15 protein-coding genes are annotated in these 16,229 nt (G+C 61.3%); 14 read left to right on the plus strand and 1 reads right to left on the minus strand.

Going from position 1 to position 16,229, the window contains the following annotated elements; all coding sequences use genetic code 11:
- Positions 1-59: 59 nt before the first annotated feature.
- The 7 genes from L6D80_RS02030 (at position 60) to L6D80_RS02060 (ending at position 5,217) form a co-directional block, all read left to right on the plus strand.
- Positions 60-881, plus strand: a complete 822-nt coding sequence (locus L6D80_RS02030; RefSeq protein ID WP_054899926.1) for a substrate-binding periplasmic protein — start codon at positions 60-62, stop codon at positions 879-881.
- A 9-nt stretch (positions 882-890) separates the two neighbouring features.
- Positions 891-1,244 carry a DUF4398 domain-containing protein gene (locus L6D80_RS02035; protein WP_054899925.1) on the plus strand — a complete coding sequence of 118 codons (354 nt, stop codon included), beginning with the start codon at positions 891-893 and terminating at the stop codon, positions 1,242-1,244.
- Positions 1,241-2,053 (plus strand): OmpA family protein, encoded by an 813-nt coding sequence (locus L6D80_RS02040; protein WP_054899924.1) that lies wholly within the window; start codon positions 1,241-1,243, stop codon positions 2,051-2,053. Before L6D80_RS02035 ends, L6D80_RS02040 begins: the two co-directional genes overlap by 4 nt.
- A gap of 167 nt (positions 2,054-2,220) precedes the next feature.
- Positions 2,221-3,663 (plus strand): aminotransferase-like domain-containing protein, encoded by a 1,443-nt coding sequence (locus L6D80_RS02045; RefSeq protein ID WP_054899923.1) that lies wholly within the window; start codon positions 2,221-2,223, stop codon positions 3,661-3,663.
- A 63-nt stretch (positions 3,664-3,726) separates the two neighbouring features.
- A complete protein-coding gene (locus L6D80_RS02050) occupies positions 3,727-4,191 on the plus strand; it encodes a hypothetical protein (RefSeq protein WP_176512516.1) in 465 nt (154 codons plus the stop codon).
- A 132-nt stretch (positions 4,192-4,323) separates the two neighbouring features.
- Complete coding sequence (locus L6D80_RS02055; protein WP_033699278.1) at positions 4,324-4,578, plus strand: YkgJ family cysteine cluster protein; 255 nt, start codon at positions 4,324-4,326, stop codon at positions 4,576-4,578.
- A 33-nt stretch (positions 4,579-4,611) separates the two neighbouring features.
- On the plus strand, positions 4,612-5,217 hold the full coding sequence (locus tag L6D80_RS02060; RefSeq protein ID WP_176512517.1) for an START domain-containing protein: 606 nt from the start codon (positions 4,612-4,614) through the stop codon (positions 5,215-5,217).
- A gap of 103 nt (positions 5,218-5,320) precedes the next feature.
- Here the strand turns inward: L6D80_RS02060 and gltA are convergent, their stop codons facing one another.
- Positions 5,321-6,610, minus strand: a complete 1,290-nt coding sequence (gene gltA / locus L6D80_RS02065; RefSeq protein ID WP_054899921.1) for a citrate synthase — start codon at positions 6,608-6,610, stop codon at positions 5,321-5,323.
- A gap of 352 nt (positions 6,611-6,962) precedes the next feature.
- Between gltA and sdhC the strand changes: the two genes are divergently transcribed.
- The 7 genes from sdhC (at position 6,963) to lpdA (ending at position 16,079) form a co-directional block, all read left to right on the plus strand.
- Positions 6,963-7,349, plus strand: coding sequence for a succinate dehydrogenase, cytochrome b556 subunit (sdhC, locus tag L6D80_RS02070; protein ID WP_077068487.1), 387 nt, complete (start codon positions 6,963-6,965; stop codon positions 7,347-7,349).
- Positions 7,343-7,711: a succinate dehydrogenase, hydrophobic membrane anchor protein gene (gene sdhD / locus L6D80_RS02075; protein ID WP_054899920.1), complete on the plus strand. Its 369-nt coding sequence runs from the start codon at positions 7,343-7,345 to the stop codon at positions 7,709-7,711. The genes sdhC and sdhD overlap by 7 nt, the downstream gene beginning before the upstream one ends.
- Before the next feature lie 3 nt (positions 7,712-7,714).
- Positions 7,715-9,487: a succinate dehydrogenase flavoprotein subunit gene (gene sdhA, locus L6D80_RS02080; protein WP_054899919.1), complete on the plus strand. Its 1,773-nt coding sequence runs from the start codon at positions 7,715-7,717 to the stop codon at positions 9,485-9,487.
- Positions 9,488-9,498: 11 nt separating this feature from the next.
- A complete protein-coding gene (locus L6D80_RS02085; protein WP_012315348.1) occupies positions 9,499-10,203 on the plus strand; it encodes a succinate dehydrogenase iron-sulfur subunit in 705 nt (234 codons plus the stop codon).
- Between the two features lie 246 nt (positions 10,204-10,449).
- Positions 10,450-13,281, plus strand: coding sequence for a 2-oxoglutarate dehydrogenase E1 component (locus L6D80_RS02090; protein WP_054899918.1), 2,832 nt, complete (start codon positions 10,450-10,452; stop codon positions 13,279-13,281).
- A gap of 42 nt (positions 13,282-13,323) precedes the next feature.
- A complete protein-coding gene (gene odhB / locus L6D80_RS02095) occupies positions 13,324-14,547 on the plus strand; it encodes a 2-oxoglutarate dehydrogenase complex dihydrolipoyllysine-residue succinyltransferase (RefSeq protein WP_054899917.1) in 1,224 nt (407 codons plus the stop codon).
- Positions 14,548-14,642: 95 nt separating this feature from the next.
- Positions 14,643-16,079, plus strand: coding sequence for a dihydrolipoyl dehydrogenase (gene lpdA / locus L6D80_RS02100; RefSeq protein ID WP_176512518.1), 1,437 nt, complete (start codon positions 14,643-14,645; stop codon positions 16,077-16,079).
- The last annotated feature ends 150 nt before the right edge of the window (positions 16,080-16,229 follow it).

The following is a 16,229-nucleotide window of genomic DNA, read 5'->3' on the forward strand; positions in this document are numbered from 1 at the left end:
AAAGAAGCCCGGCCCTCGTACTGAGGGCCGGGCTTTTTTGTGCGGGCAAGGAGTGAAGGATGGCGTTTCGCAAAGCGGGCAGGGTGCTGGCGTGCACGATGGCGATGTTGTCGCCGCTGACGATGGCAGCAGGCAAGTGTGAGCGTCTGGTGGCGACCGGCAGCCCGGACGCACCGCCTTACTCCTGGCAAGACCCGAAAGACCCCAAGCACCTGATCGGTGCCAATGTCGACCTGTTGCGCCAGGTGGCCGGCGAATTGGGCGTCAAGGTGGACGTGCTCAATGCCGGCAAGCGCGATCAGGCCCTGGAGGAAGTGCGTAGCGGACGCATGGACCTGTTGCTCGATACCCCGATGCAGGTGGAGCAGCTCACGGCGCTGGACTACATCCATCCGCCTTTGCAGCTCAACGAGTACCTGGTCTGGACCCGTCATGATGCCGAGCTGGATTTCGATGGCCCTGCTGACCTGGCCAGGTACCAGGGTAGCCTGTCGGAGCGGGCCCGCCTGACGCCGGCATTCAGCGCATTCGCCAAGGCGCAGCTCAAGCTGGAGCCGGCGCAGAACCTGACACAAGCTTTCCAGAAGCTGGTGCTGGGCCAGGTCGACTACGTGTTGGCTGGACGCTACTCGGGCATGGCCATGACCCAGAGCCTGGGCATGAGCAATGACCTGATCGCCCGAGGCCTGCCGGTGGATCGGCCGGGCTTGTACCTGGCCGTCTCGCATAACTCGGCATGCAATGACACCTGGTTGCGTGGGCAACTGGCGAAAAAACTGACAGAATTGCCGATCTCCGGTGCGTCCGAAGCCGTGCTGCAACGTAATGTCGAGCGCTGGAAAGCGCAGATGCAAGTGCAGGCGGACGCCCCCAAACAGTAGGAAGAGTGCGTGAAAACCCAATCACTGATCCTTGCCGTGGCCATGCTCGGCCTGGCCGGCTGCGCCAACGACCCGGCGCCCAATGAGCAGATGCGTATTTCCGAGCAGGCGCTGGAGCAGGCCAAGGCGGTTGGCGCTACCGATCAGGTCGAGGAGCTGAAGCTTGCCGAAGACAAGCTCGCCCGGGCCAAGACCAACATGCTCACCGAAGACTACCGCGATGCCCGCATGCGTGCCGAACAGGCCGAACTGGATGCGCGCCTTGCTGAGGCGCGCGTGCTGAACCAGAAAAGTGACGAGCAGCTCGAGTTGCTGCAGTCGCGTGTCAAACGCCTGCGCAAGCAGCTGGAGGTGCAGCCATGATGCGCTTCAAGCCAATCGCCGCGCTGGCGCTGCTGACGCTGGCGGCCGGGTTGCAAGGGTGTGCCAGCCAGCGCAGCGCCTCGGCACTGGACGATGCAGCCGCCGCCTTCCAGAAGGTCAAGGATGATTCTGACGTGTTGCGCAGCGCACCGCGCGACGTAATCCGCGCCGGCGAGTCGCTGGCCCGTGCCGAACGCTTGTCCAGCTATGTCGGCACCGGCAGCGATGTGCGTCATTATGCTTACCTGAGCCAGCGTTACAGCGAAATCGCCAGTGAACACGCCAGGCTGGCGCTGAACCAGGAACGCTTGGCCAAGCTCGACCTCGAGCGCCAGCGCCTGCAGTTGGCGTTGCGCGAGGCCAAGCTTGCGAGTGTGCAGCAGCAGGGCAAGTGGGTTGAGACGCAGATCGCCGCATTGGCTTCGGAGCAGGCTGATCGCGGCCTGGTGATGACCCTGGGTGATGTGCTGTTCGATACCGGTCGTGCCGACCTGAAGAACTCGGCCAGCCGCACCGTGCTCAAGCTGGTGCAGTTCCTGCAGCTCAATCCCCGTCGTGTGGTGCGTATCGAAGGCTACACCGACAGCACGGGCACGCCGGAGGACAACCTCACGTTGTCCCGTGATCGCGCCCAGGCGGTGGCCGACATGCTGGTCGACCTTGGGATCGACGAGAAACGCCTGACGGTGGAAGGCTATGGCGACCAATACCCGATCGAGGCCAATGCCTCGGAGCGGGGCAGGGCGCAGAACCGTCGGGTCGAGATCGTCTTCTCTGACGACAAAGGCAAGCTCGCGCCGGCGCGTTGACCGATTGCAGCGGGGGCCGGCACCGCGGCCCCCGACAGCTGCCAACGCAACTGTATTGTCGACTATTCTGCAATCTGTTCCCGTACACTTTGCAACTGTTACGGTATCCTCTACCGTCAGTGAGTCGCACAAAAACAACGAGCCCCTGCGCGGGTCGAGATATCGCCATGACCAACCTGCTGCTGTACCAGCGCATCGCCCAGCAACTGGCCGATGACATCCGTCGCGGTGTCTACCAGCCAGGCGAACGTGTACCTTCCGTGCGCAAGATGAGTGCCCAGCTCAACGTCAGCCATGCCACGGTGCTGCAGGCCTATGCCAATCTCGAAGACCAAGGGCTGATCCGCGCCCGGCCGCAGTCGGGCTACTACGTGCACCAGACCCCGGCCCTGACCGCGCAGACCCCGGACATCGCCCGCGTGGAGCGCCCCGGCCTGGTCACCCGCGCCAGTATCATTCAGCAGGTGCTGACCGAGGCCCGTCGCGACGGCGTCTTCCCCTTTGGTGCCGCCGTGCCGCACGTCGATTACCTGCCGGTACGCGCCCTGCATCAGCAGATCGCCAAGGTTACGCGCTTCCATAGCCCGCGGGCCTTCAGCTACATGTTCAGCCCCGGTTTCGAGCCGCTGCGCCGGCAGATTGCAATCCGCATGCGCGATGCCGGGGTACTGGTCGATCCGCGCGAAGTGATCGTGACCCATGGCTGCGTGGACGCCTTGCAAATGTCGCTGCGGGTGTTGACCCGCCCGGGTGACCTGATCGCCGCCGAGTCACCGACGTACTACGGCCTGTTGCAGTTGGCCGATCTGCTCGGGCTGAAAGTGATCGAGATTCCCAGTGACCCGTCCACCGGCATCAGCCTCGAGGCCCTGCAGTTGGCGGCCAACCAGTGGTCGATCAAGGCGTTGGTACTGACCTCGCGTCTTAGCAACCCGTTGGGTGGCACCATCCCCGAGGAGCGGCAGAAGCAGCTGCTGCGCCTGGCTTCGGACTTCGATATTCAGATCGTTGAAGACGATATCTATGGCGAGTTGATGTTCGAGCAAGGCAAGACCAAGGCCCTCAAGGCGTTCGACCGGCTGGACCGGGTGATCTACTGCTCCAGCTTTTCCAAGACCCTGTCGCCCGGTGTGCGGGTCGGCTGGATGGTGGCTGGGCGCTATCAGGACGAGATTCAACGGTTGCAGACCTTCACCACCCACTCGGCGTGCAGCGTGACGCAGATGGGGGTGGCAGCCTATCTGGAGAATGGCGGGTATGACCGTCACCTGCGTTTTATCCGTCAGGAGTACCGCAAGAACCTCAGTGCCTATCAATTGGCCGTACAGCAGCATTTCCCGGAGGGCACCCAGATGACCCGGCCAACCGGTGGCTTCATTCTCTGGGTCAGCCTGCCGGGGCGGGTCAATACCCAGGATTTGCATGTGCGCGCGCTGGAGCAGGGCATCAGCATTGCACCGGGGCTGATCTTCAGTAATACCGAGCAGTTCAATCACTGCATTCGCCTGAACTGTGGCATCCCGTGGAACAAGGAAGCCGAGCGTGCGGTGATCACCCTTGGTTTGCTGGCCCAGCAACTGTGCAGAGAGTCTGCGCCAACACTTTTGTAAGGCTTGCCAGGCGTCGGCGGAACAGACAGCATACGCATTTTGACAACCTGTCTGCCGATGTCCATGAACCTGTTGCGTAGCTTTGCCCTGATTTTCTGCCTTGCGCCCCTGTGCATGCCCTGTCATGCGGCGCAGGCTGCACAGCCTTCAGCCCAAGCGGTACAGGGCAAATCGGCCGCCAAAAAGGCGCCGGCCAAGCAGGCAGTCAAGCCTCAGACCAAGCCCGGCGCCAAGCCAAAGGCTGTACGCAAACCGGTCAGCAAGGCGGTGGCCAAGCCAGTGCCCAAGGCGAAGCTCGACCTGAGTCTGCCGGCGGACATGGTTAAGGACCTCGAGCCGAATGTCGGTGATCCTGCCACTCGCCGCAAACCTTTGCTGCCGGCGATGTTCACCGAAAAACCGCAGAGCAACGACAGCCCGTTCCAGCTCAATGGCCGACTGATCAGCAATGAAATGCAGCTTCAACTGCGCAACGAGAGCCGTCATGACGTCGAAGGTGCGGCGATCGATTTCGAATTCCGCCAGTAGCCCAGTCCAACTGACTACTGGGTCACGGCAGATTTCATCGGGCCAGCAATTTCAAACGTATGTTTGAGCGGTTAGTATCCAGGGACGTTCGTCCCGTTTTGTTCCAGGGAGTCCTGATTTTGGTGTATTGCCATGAATTGCCGTGAAGGCTGTGGTGCCTGCTGCATCGCCCCGTCCATCAGCTCTGCAATGCCGCGCATGCCTCACGGCAAGCCTGCCGGCGAGCGCTGCCTGCACCTGACCGTCGACAACCTCTGCGACCTGTTCGGCAAGCCTGAGCGGCCGGCGGTGTGTGGTGGTTTCAAGGCAGATGTCGAGGTCTGTGGCAGTGATCGCGATGAGGCAATCAGGATTCTTGGCTGGTGGGAGCAAATGACGGCGGCGTGACAAGCTGGATCTTCGACAACAAGGATAAAGATGATGAGATCGTTCAAGCGTATTGCACTGCTGTGTGGCATGGGTGTCCTGCTGGTCCCGGCCGCCTGGGCAGAAAACTGGCAAGTGGCCAAGGACGAGGAGGGGATCAAGGTTTCCCTCAGCGAAGTGCCGGGGTCCAAGTACAAGGCCTACCGCGGCGTGACCCTGATCAAGGCCCCTTTGGCCAAGGTGCAGGCGCTGCAGGAAGATGTGGCCGGTGCATGTGCCTGGATTCATGAGTGCGAATCGCAGAAGCTGCTCAAGCATGAGGGTGATCAGAGCTGGACCTACACCCGGTTCAATACGCCTTGGCCGGTGACGCCGCGGGACTCGGTGCTGCACATCACCACGGTCAAGGGCGCCGATGGCAGCTTGACTCGGGAGCTGAAAGAAGAGCCGACCTATATCCCGGAAGAGAAGGGGTTCGTGCGGGTGGCGAAAGTCGAAGGCTTCTGGAAGCTGGTGCCCAAGGGCGACAGCACCGAAGTGACCTACCAGGTGCACACCGAGCCGGGGGGCAGTGTGCCAGCGATGGTCGCCAACAAGTTCGTGGTCGATGCACCGTTCAATACCCTGAAGGGGTTGCGCGAGCGGGCTGAGAAGAACTGAAGCCTTTTGGCTGGCGTGTGCTGGTGTTTTCGCGGGTAAGCCCGCTGCCGCAAGCATGAAAAAGGCTGCCCGAGGGCAGCCTTTTGCGTTCGGCTCTGGGAGCTTACTTGCGGTCTTTCAGCTCGACGATATCGCGCTGCAGCTCGCCGGTGTACAGCTGGCGCGGGCGGCCAATCTTGTACGGGCTGGAGAGCATTTCTTTCCAGTGCGAGATCCAGCCTACGGTACGTGCCAGGGCGAAGATCACAGTGAACATGCTGGTCGGAATGCCGATCGCCTTCAGGATGATGCCCGAGTAGAAGTCGACGTTCGGGTACAGCGAGCGCTCGATGAAGTACGGATCGGTCAGGGCGATCTCTTCCAGGCGCATCGCCAGTTCCAGCTGCGGATCGTTCTTGATGCCGAGTTCGCCCAGGACTTCGTCGCAGGTCTTCTTCATCACGGTGGCGCGCGGGTCGCGGTTCTTGTACACGCGGTGACCGAAGCCCATCAGCTTGAACGGGTCGTTCTTGTCCTTGGCCTTGGCGATGTACTTGTCGATGTTCGAGACATCGCCAATTTCATCGAGCATGGTCAGTACGGCTTCGTTCGCACCGCCGTGGGCAGGGCCCCACAGTGCGGCGATACCAGCGGCGATACAGGCGAACGGGTTGGCACCCGACGAGCCGGCCAGGCGCACGGTGGACGTGGAGGCATTCTGCTCGTGGTCGGCGTGGAGGATGAAGATCCGGTCCATTGCCTTGGCCAGTACCGGGCTGATCGGTTTGATCTCGCACGGGGTGTTGAACATCATGTGCAGGAAGTTTTCCGCGTACGACAGGTCGTTGCGCGGATACATCATTGGCTGGCCCATGGAGTACTTGTAAACCATCGCGGCCAGGGTCGGCATCTTGGCGACCAGGCGCACCGCGGAGATCTCGCGGTGTTGCGGGTTATTGATGTCCAGGGAGTCGTGGTAGAACGCCGACAGGGCGCCAACCACGCCGCACATCACCGCCATCGGGTGAGCGTCGCGGCGGAAACCGTTGAAGAAGGACTTCAGCTGCTCGTGAACCATGGTGTGGTTTTTCACGGTGCTGACGAACTGGGCCTTCTGCTCGGCATTGGGCAGTTCGCCGTTAAGCAGCAGGTAGCAGGTTTCCAGGTAGTCGGATTTCTCGGCGAGCTGTTCGATCGGGTAGCCGCGGTGCAGCAGTACGCCCTTGTCGCCATCGATGTAGGTGATCTTCGACTCGCACGAGGCGGTCGCCATGAAACCAGGGTCGAAGGTGAAGTGACCAGTGGCCCCCAACCCGCGGACGTCGATTACATCAGGACCAACGGTGCCGGTTAAAATGGGCAGCTCGACGGGGGCAGCGCCCTCGATGACCAACTGCGCTTTTTTGTCAGCCATGTGGCCTCCTATTAATGCTTGAAATCATCAGACAGACCCCCCACGCAGGGCCCGCACCACTATAGAGAAGTAAATTCGAATGTCAATTTGCCTAAAGGCTGGTTGAAACCGGCTCCGAGGCCTGATTTTTCGCGAAATTCTCGCCCATTTACGCCTTTTGCTCGCTAAAGGCAATGCGCTATTTGGGCTACCCCCTTCCGTTGTCATAAGCAGCCTAACTGTCTATACTCGGCACCCGACCGCCAGGGGCTTGCAAGCCCGAACTGCTGGGGGTCGCCGTTCCCTGGGTGGTGGGTACCTGACCAGTACACTTACCAACAACTTTGCCCTGATTCGCTAGGGGCTCTTCAGTGTGAAAAAAGCCGTGAAAAGCCAACGACCTGTAAACCTAGACCTAAGGACCATCAAGCTCCCGATCACCGCGTACACGTCCATTCTTCACCGTATCTCCGGCGTCATCCTGTTCCTCGGCCTTGCCATCATGCTTTATGCACTGGGCAAGTCGCTGGGTTCCGAGGAAGGCTTCGGTGAGGTGAAGGCGTGTCTGACCAGCCCGCTGGCCAAACTGGTGACCTGGGCCCTGCTGTCCGCCCTGCTGTATCACCTGGTGGCAGGTGTACGCCACCTGATCATGGACATGGGCATCGGTGAGACGCTGGAAGGCGGCAAGCTGGGCTCGAAAATCGTGATTGTCATCTCCGTGGTGGTGATCGTTCTGGTGGGAGTTTGGGTATGGTAACCAATGTCACGAACCTGTCGCGTTCGGGCCTCTATGACTGGATGGCGCAGCGCGTCTCGGCGGTCGTTCTCGCGGCTTACTTCCTCTTCCTGATCGGTTACGTGGTCGCCCACCCAGGCATCGACTATGCCCAGTGGCACGGTCTGTTCTCCAATAACGCGATGCGGATCTTCAGTCTGCTGGCCCTCGTTGCCCTGGGCGCTCACGCCTGGGTTGGCATGTGGACCATCGCCACCGACTACCTGACGCCGATGTCGTTCGGCAAGTCGGCGACTGCGATTCGTTTCCTGTTCCAGGCGGTATGCGGCGTTGCGATGTTCGCTTACTTCGTCTGGGGTGTGCAGATTCTCTGGGGTATCTGATCCATGGCTAGCATTCCAACCATTTCCTTCGACGCCATCATCATCGGTGGCGGCGGTGCCGGCATGCGCGCAGCGCTGCAGCTGGCCCAGGGCGGTCACAAGACTGCCGTAGTCACCAAGGTCTTCCCGACCCGTTCGCACACTGTATCCGCCCAGGGCGGCATCACCTGCGCCATCGCTTCGGCCGACCCGAACGACGACTGGCGCTGGCACATGTACGATACCGTCAAGGGTTCCGACTACATCGGTGACCAGGACGCTATCGAATACATGTGTCAGGAAGGCCCGGCTGCGGTCTTCGAGCTGGACCACATGGGCCTGCCGTTCTCGCGTACCGAAACCGGCCGTATCTACCAGCGTCCGTTCGGTGGCCAGTCCAAGGACTTCGGCAAGGGCGGCCAGGCTGCTCGTACGTGCGCCGCCTCCGACCGTACCGGTCACGCCCTGCTGCACACCCTGTATCAGGGCAACCTGAAAGCGGGCACCACCTTCCTGAACGAGTACTACGCTGTGGACCTGGTGAAAAACCAGGACGGCGCGTTCGTCGGTGTGATCGCGATCTGCATCGAAACTGGCGAAACCCTGTACATCAAGTCCAAGGCCACCGTTCTGGCCACCGGTGGTGCGGGCCGTATCTACGCCTCGACCACCAACGCCCTGATCAACACCGGTGACGGCGTCGGCATGGCCCTGCGTGCCGGCGTGCCGGTGCAGGACATCGAGATGTGGCAGTTCCACCCGACCGGCATCGCCGGCGCCGGTGTACTGGTCACTGAGGGTTGCCGCGGTGAAGGTGGTTACCTGATCAACGCCCACGGCGAACGCTTCATGGAGCGTTACGCGCCGAACGCCAAGGACCTGGCCGGTCGCGACGTCGTCGCCCGCTCCATGGTCAAGGAAATCATCGCCGGCAACGGCGTGGGCCCGAACAAGGACCACGTACTGCTGAAGCTGGACCACCTGGGCGAGGAAGTGTTGCACAGCCGCCTGCCAGGCATCTGCGAGCTGTCCAAGACCTTCGCCCACGTCGACCCTGTCGTCGCGCCGGTCCCGGTCGTACCGACCTGCCACTACATGATGGGTGGTGTCGCCACCAACATCCATGGCCAGGCCATTACCATGGACGCCGAAGGCAAGGACCAGATCATTCCGGGTCTGTTCGCTGTAGGTGAAGTAGCGTGCGTATCGGTCCACGGTGCCAACCGCCTGGGCGGCAACTCGCTGCTCGACCTGGTGGTCTTCGGCCGTGCTGCCGGCCTGCACCTGGAAAAGGCGCTGACCGAAGGCGTCGAGTACCGCGATGCCAGCGACACCGACGTGGATGTCGCCCTGAACCGCCTGAACAAGCTCAACGAGCGTACTACCGGCGAAGACGTTGCCAGCCTCAAGCGCGAGCTGCAGAGCTGCATGCAGAACTACTTCGGTGTATTCCGTACCGGCGAATACATGCAGAAGGGTATCGAGCAATTGGCGGGCCTGCGTGATCGCATCGCCAACGTCAAGATCAACGACAAGTCCCAGGCCTTCAACACCGCGCGTATCGAAGCGCTGGAGCTGCAGAACCTGCTGGAAGTCGCCGAAGCTACCGCCATTGCGGCCGAAGCCCGTAAAGAGTCCCGCGGCGCTCACGCCCGTGAAGACTTCGAAGACCGTGACGACGAAAACTGGCTGTGCCACACCCTGTACTATCCGGGTGAGAAGCGCGTCGCCAAGCGTGGTGTCAACTTTGCGCCGAAGACTGTTCCAGCCTTCGAACCAAAAGTCCGGACTTACTAAGGGTGGCTGCTATGTTGAAAGTCGAAGTTTATCGTTACAACCCGGACACCGACTCGGCGCCCAAGATGGAGTCGTTCGACGTCGATACCGGCGGCAAAGACCTGATGGTGCTGGACGTGCTGGCGCTGATCAAGGAGAAGGACGAGGGCTTCTCGTACCGTCGCTCCTGCCGTGAAGGCGTTTGCGGCTCCGATGGCATGAACATGAACGGCAAGAACGGCCTGGCCTGCATCACCCCGCTGTCGGGCGTGGTCAAGGGCAACAAGCTGGTGCTGCGCCCGCTGCCGGGCCTGCCAGTCATTCGTGACCTGGTCGTCGACATGAGCATCTTCTACAAGCAGTACGAGAAGGTGAAGCCATTCCTGCAGAACGATACGCCGGCTCCGGCCATCGAACGTCTGCAGTCGCCGGAAGACCGCGACAAGCTGGACGGCCTGTACGAGTGCATCCTGTGCGCTTGCTGCTCGACTTCCTGCCCGTCGTTCTGGTGGAACCCGGACAAGTTCCTGGGCCCCGCCGCCCTGCTGCAGGCCTACCGCTTCCTGGCCGACAGCCGTGACACCAAGACCCAGGAGCGCCTGGCGTCCCTGGATGACCCGTTCAGCGTGTTCCGCTGCCGCGGGATCATGAACTGCGTCAACGTTTGCCCGAAGGGTCTGAACCCTACCAAGGCAATCGGCCACGTACGTAACATGCTGCTGCAAAGCGGCACCTGATTCAAAGCGTTGTAACTGCAGTAAGCCGAGGTGCGGGTGGTGAGCCCGCACTGAGGTAAAACCTGAGCAAGGGCCCACAAAGCTCGCGCTCGATACCTATGAAGATATGAGACCAGCAGGGGCTTTCCGGGCTGGTACCCGGAAAATCAGCAAGATCCAAGTGGCGTGGTTCAGTCGCTGTGTTCGGACTTTTCCAGGTTTGCTGTGGCTCTCGCCGATCAGTCCCCTAACCGAGGGTGACCAAGCATGCAAGAAAGCGTGATGCAGCGCATGTGGGAAAGCGCCCACCTTTCAGGTGGTAACGCTGCATATGTGGAAGAGCTCTACGAGCTCTACCTGCACGACCCTAACGCTGTGCCAGAAGAGTGGCGCACTTACTTCCAGAAGTTGCCTGCTGATGGCAGCACCGCTACTGATGTATCGCACTCGACAATCCGCGACCATTTCGTACTGCTGGCAAAGAACCAGCGCCGCGCCCAACCGGTATCCGCCGGGAGCGTGAGCAGTGAACACGAGAAGAAGCAGGTTGAAGTTCTGCGACTGATCCAGGCCTATCGTATGCGCGGCCATCAGGCTGCCAAGCTCGACCCGTTGGGGTTGTGGCAGCGCCCTGCGCCCGTAGACCTGTCGATCAATCACTACGGCTTGACCAATGCCGATCTTGATACGACCTTCCGTGCCGGCGACCTGTTCATCGGCAAAGAGGAAGCGAGCCTACGCGAGATCTTCGAGGCGCTCCAGAAGACATATTGTCGCACCATTGGCGCCGAGTTCACCCATATCGTCGATTCCGAGCAGCGCAGCTGGTTCCAGCAGCGCCTGGAAAGCGTGCGCGGCCGCCCGGAATTCTCCGCCGACGTGCAGGCCCACCTGCTCGAGCGCGTGACGGCTGGTGAAGGCCTTGAGAAGTACCTGGGCACCAAGTACCCGGGCACCAAGCGCTTCGGTCTGGAGGGTGGCGAAAGCCTGATCCCGATGCTGGACGAAATGATCCAGCGCTCCGGCTCTTACGGCACCAAGGAAGTCGTGATCGGCATGGCCCACCGTGGTCGTCTGAACGTGCTGGTCAACACCTTCGGCAAGAACCCGCGCGAGCTGTTCGACGAGTTCGAAGGCAAGAAGATGAACGAGCTGGGCTCCGGTGACGTGAAGTATCACCAGGGCTTCTCCTCGAACGTGATGACCGCTGGTGGCGAAGTTCACCTGGCCATGGCGTTCAACCCGTCCCACCTGGAAATCGTCTCGCCGGTGGTGGAAGGTTCGGTGCGCGCCCGTCAGGACCGTCGCAACGATACCGTTGGCGACAAGGTGCTGCCGATCTCGATCCACGGTGACGCTGCGTTCGCCGGCCAGGGCGTGGTCATGGAAACCTTCCAGATGTCGCAGACCCGCGGTTTCAAGACCGGCGGTACCGTGCACATCGTGATCAACAACCAGGTTGGTTTCACCATCAGCAACCCGCTGGACTCGCGTTCCACCGAGTACGCCACCGACGTCGCCAAGATGATCCAGGCGCCGATCCTGCACGTGAACGGTGACGACCCGGAAGCAGTGCTGTTCGTGACCCAGCTGGCCATCGATTACCGCATGCAGTTCAAGCGTGACGTGGTCATCGACCTGGTCTGCTACCGCCGCCGCGGCCACAACGAGGCCGACGAGCCGAACGGTACGCAGCCGCTGATGTATCAACAGATCAGCAAGCAGCGCACCACCCGTGAACTGTATGCCGAGGCCCTGATTCAAGCGGGTCGTATCGACGCCGAGCGTGCCCAGGCCAAGATCGACGAATACCGCAATGCCCTGGACAACGGCCTGCACGTGGTCAAGAGCCTGGTCAAGGAGCCGAACCGCGAGCTGTTCGTCGACTGGCGTCCGTACCTGGGTCACGCCTGGACCGCGCGTCACGACACCCGCTTCGACCTTAAGACCCTTCAGGAGCTGTCGGCCAAGCTGCTCGAGTTGCCGGAAGGCTTCGTCGTCCAGCGCCAGGTGTCGAAGATCTACGAAGACCGCCAGAAGATGCAGGCCGGTGGCTTGCCGATCAACTGGGGTTATGCAGAGACCATGGCGTACGCCACGCTGCAGTTCGAAGGTCACCCGATCCGCATGACCGGCCAGGACATCGGCCGTGGCACCTTCTCGCACCGCCACGCGGTGCTGCACAACCAGAAGGACGCCAGCACCTACGTGCCGCTGCAGAACCTGTTCCCGGGCCAGCCGAAGTTCGAGCTGTACGACTCCTTCCTGTCGGAAGAAGCCGTGCTGGCCTTCGAATACGGTTACTCGACCACCACGCCGAACGCGTTGGTGATCTGGGAAGCCCAGTTCGGCGACTTCGCCAACGGCGCGCAAGTGGTGATCGACCAGTTCATCACCAGTGGCGAGCACAAGTGGGGCCGTCTGTGCGGCCTGACCATGCTGCTGCCGCACGGCTATGAAGGCCAGGGTCCGGAGCACTCCTCCGCACGTCTGGAGCGTTACCTGCAGCTGTGCGCCGAGCACAACATCCAGGTGTGCGTACCGACCACTCCGGCACAGATCTACCACCTGCTGCGTCGCCAGGTCATCCGTCCGCTGCGCAAGCCGCTGATCGTCCTGACGCCGAAGTCGCTGCTGCGCCACAAGCTGGCCATCTCGACCCTGGAAGACCTGGCAGAAGGCTCGTTCCAGACCGTGATCCCGGAAATCGATACCCTCGATCCGGCCAAGGTCGAGCGCCTGGTACTGTGCGGTGGCAAGGTGTACTACGACCTGCTGGAAAAACGCCGTGCCGAAGGCCGCGAAGACATCGCCATCGTGCGTATCGAGCAGCTGTATCCGTTCCCTGAGGACGACCTGGTCGAGATTCTGGCGCCGTACACCAACCTCAAGCATGCGGTGTGGTGCCAGGAAGAACCCATGAACCAGGGCGCCTGGTACAGCAGCCAGCACCACATGCGCCGTATCCTGGGCCGCCACAACAAGGCGCTGACCCTGGAATACGCCGGCCGCGACGCATCGGCCGCGCCAGCCTGTGGTTACGCATCGAAGCACGCCGAACAGCAGGAAAAACTGCTGCAAGACGCCTTCACTGTCTAACGCCTTCGCGCACCTGAAACCGAATTTAAGGAAATACTGATAATGGCTATCGAGATCAAAGCCCCAACCTTCCCGGAATCGGTCGCCGACGGCACCGTTGCCACCTGGCACAAGAAGCCGGGCGAAGCCGTCAAGCGTGACGAACTGATCGTCGACATCGAGACCGACAAGGTCGTCCTGGAAGTCCTGGCCACCGCTGATGGCGTGCTGGGTGACATCGTCAAGGGCGAGGGCGAAACTGTCCTGTCCGACGAAGTGCTGGGTTCGATCGTTGAAGGTGGCGCTGCCGCTGCTGCGCCAGCCGCTGCACCGGCCGCTTCGGCTGCCGCGCCGGCCGCTGCTGCTGCCGATGCTGGTGAAGACGACCCGGTCGCCGCTCCAGCCGCGCGCAAGCTGGCTGAAGAGAACGGCATCGACCTGGCTTCGGTTGCCGGCACGGGCAAAGGTGGCCGCGTGACCAAGGAAGACGTGGTCGCGGCAGTCGCCAACAAGAAAGCCGCTCCGGCACCGGCTGCCAAGCCTGCCGCTGCAGCTGCCGCTCCGGTTGTGGTTGCCGCTGGCGACCGTACCGAGAAGCGTGTGCCGATGACCCGCCTGCGTGCCAAGATCGCCGAGCGTCTGGTCGAAGCGCAGTCCAACATGGCCATGCTGACCACCTTCAACGAAGTCGACATGACCGAAGTCATGGCCCTGCGTTCGAAGTACAAGGACCTGTTCGAGAAGACCCACAACGGCGTGCGCCTGGGCTTCATGTCGTTCTTCGTCAAGGCAGCCACCGAAGCGCTGAAGCGTTTCCCGGCAGTCAACGCCTCGATCGACGGCAACGACATCGTCTACCACGGTTACGCCGACGTGGGTGTTGCCGTGTCCAGCGACCGCGGCCTGGTCGTACCGGTACTGCGTAACGCCGAGTCGATGAGCCTGGCAGAAATCGAGAACGGCATCGCCACCTTCGGCAAGAAGGCCCGTGACGGCAAGCTGGCCATCGAAGAGATGACTGGCGGTACCTTCACCATCACCAACGGTGGTACCTTCGGTTCGATGATGTCGACTCCGATCGTCAACCCGCCGCAGGCTGCCATTCTCGGCATGCACAACATCATCCAGCGCCCGATGGCCATCAATGGCCAAGTGGTAATCCGCCCGATGATGTACCTGGCGCTGTCGTACGATCACCGCCTGATCGACGGTAAGGAAGCGGTAACCTTCCTGGTCACCATCAAGAACCTGTTGGAAGATCCGTCTCGCCTGCTGCTGGACATCTAATCGAACAGCCACAAGTTGCAAGCTGCAAGCTTCAAGTAGAAGCGTGTAGGCTTGCAGCTTTTGGCGTGTAGCTTGTTGCTGATAAGGAATCTTTTATGACCCAGAAATTCGACGTAGTGGTGATTGGTGCAGGTCCTGGCGGCTATGTAGCTGCCATCAAGGCCGCACAACTTGGTCTGAAGACTGCCTGTATCGAGAAATACACCGACGCTGAGGGCAAGCTGGCCCTGGGCGGCACCTGCCTGAACGTAGGCTGCATTCCATCCAAGGCGCTGCTGGACAGCTCCTGGAAGTACAAGGAAGCCAAAGAGAGCTTCAACGTCCACGGCATCTCCACCGGTGAAGTGAAGATGGACGTCGCCGCGATGGTTGGCCGCAAGGCTGGCATCGTCAAGAACCTGACGGGTGGCGTCGCCACCCTGTTCAAGGCCAACGGCGTGACTTCGATCCAGGGCCACGGCAAGTTGCTGGCTGGCAAAAAGGTCGAAGTCACCAAGGCTGACGGCACCACCGAAGTGATCGAAGCGGAAAACGTGATCCTGGCTTCCGGTTCGCGTCCCATCGACATTCCGCCGGCTCCGGTCGACCAGAACGTCATCGTCGACTCCACCGGCGCTCTGGAATTCCAGTCGGTACCCAAGCGCCTGGGCGTCATCGGCGCTGGCGTCATCGGCCTGGAACTGGGCTCGGTCTGGGCTCGCCTGGGTGCTGAAGTCACCGTGCTGGAAGCCCTGGACACCTTCCTGATGGCCGCCGATGCTGCGGTCTCCAAAGAAGCCCAGAAAACCCTGACCAAGCAGGGCCTGGACATCAAGCTGGGCGCCCGCGTGACCGGTTCCAAGGTCAGCGGCGACGAAGTCGAAGTGACCTACACCGACGCCAACGGCGAGCAGAAGATTACCTTCGACAAACTGATCGTCGCGGTCGGCCGTCGTCCGGTGACCACCGACCTGCTGGCTTCCGACAGCGGCGTGAACATCGACGAGCGTGGCTACATCTTCGTCGACGATCACTGCGCCACCAGCGTGCCGGGCGTATTCGCCATCGGTGACGTGGTGCGTGGCATGATGCTGGCGCACAAGGCCTCGGAAGAGGGCATCATGGTGGTCGAGCGCATCAAGGGCCACAAAGCCCAGATGAACTACGACCTGATCCCTTCGGTCATCTACACCCACCCGGAAATCGCCTGGGTTGGCAAGACTGAACAAGCCTTGAAGGCCGAGGGTGTTGAGGTTAACGTAGGCACCTTCCCGTTCGCGGCCAGCGGCCGTGCGATGGCAGCCAACGATACCGGTGGTTTCGTCAAGGTCATCGCTGATGCCAAGACCGACCGCGTACTGGGTGTACACGTGATTGGCCCATCGGCTGCCGAACTGGTACAGCAGGGCGCAATCGCAATGGAATTCGGCACCAGTGCCGAGGATCTGGGCATGATGGTCTTCAGCCATCCGACCCTGTCCGAAGCGTTGCATGAAGCAGCGCTGGCAGTGAATGGCGGCGCCATTCACGTGGCCAACCGTAAGAAGCGTTAATTATAAGAAACCACGGCGGGCTGCCCGTCGTGAGTCTTGCGTGCATGACTCACCGCGGAACGTCCGCCGGACCGACCACATGGGAAAACCCGGGGTTAACGGTCACAGGTGGTGCGGCGCCAGCAATGGCGCAGCGCCGAAGCGCAGTAC

The organism is Pseudomonas ceruminis (assembly GCF_021602025.1).
GTDB lineage: Bacteria > Pseudomonadota > Gammaproteobacteria > Pseudomonadales > Pseudomonadaceae > Aquipseudomonas > Aquipseudomonas ceruminis.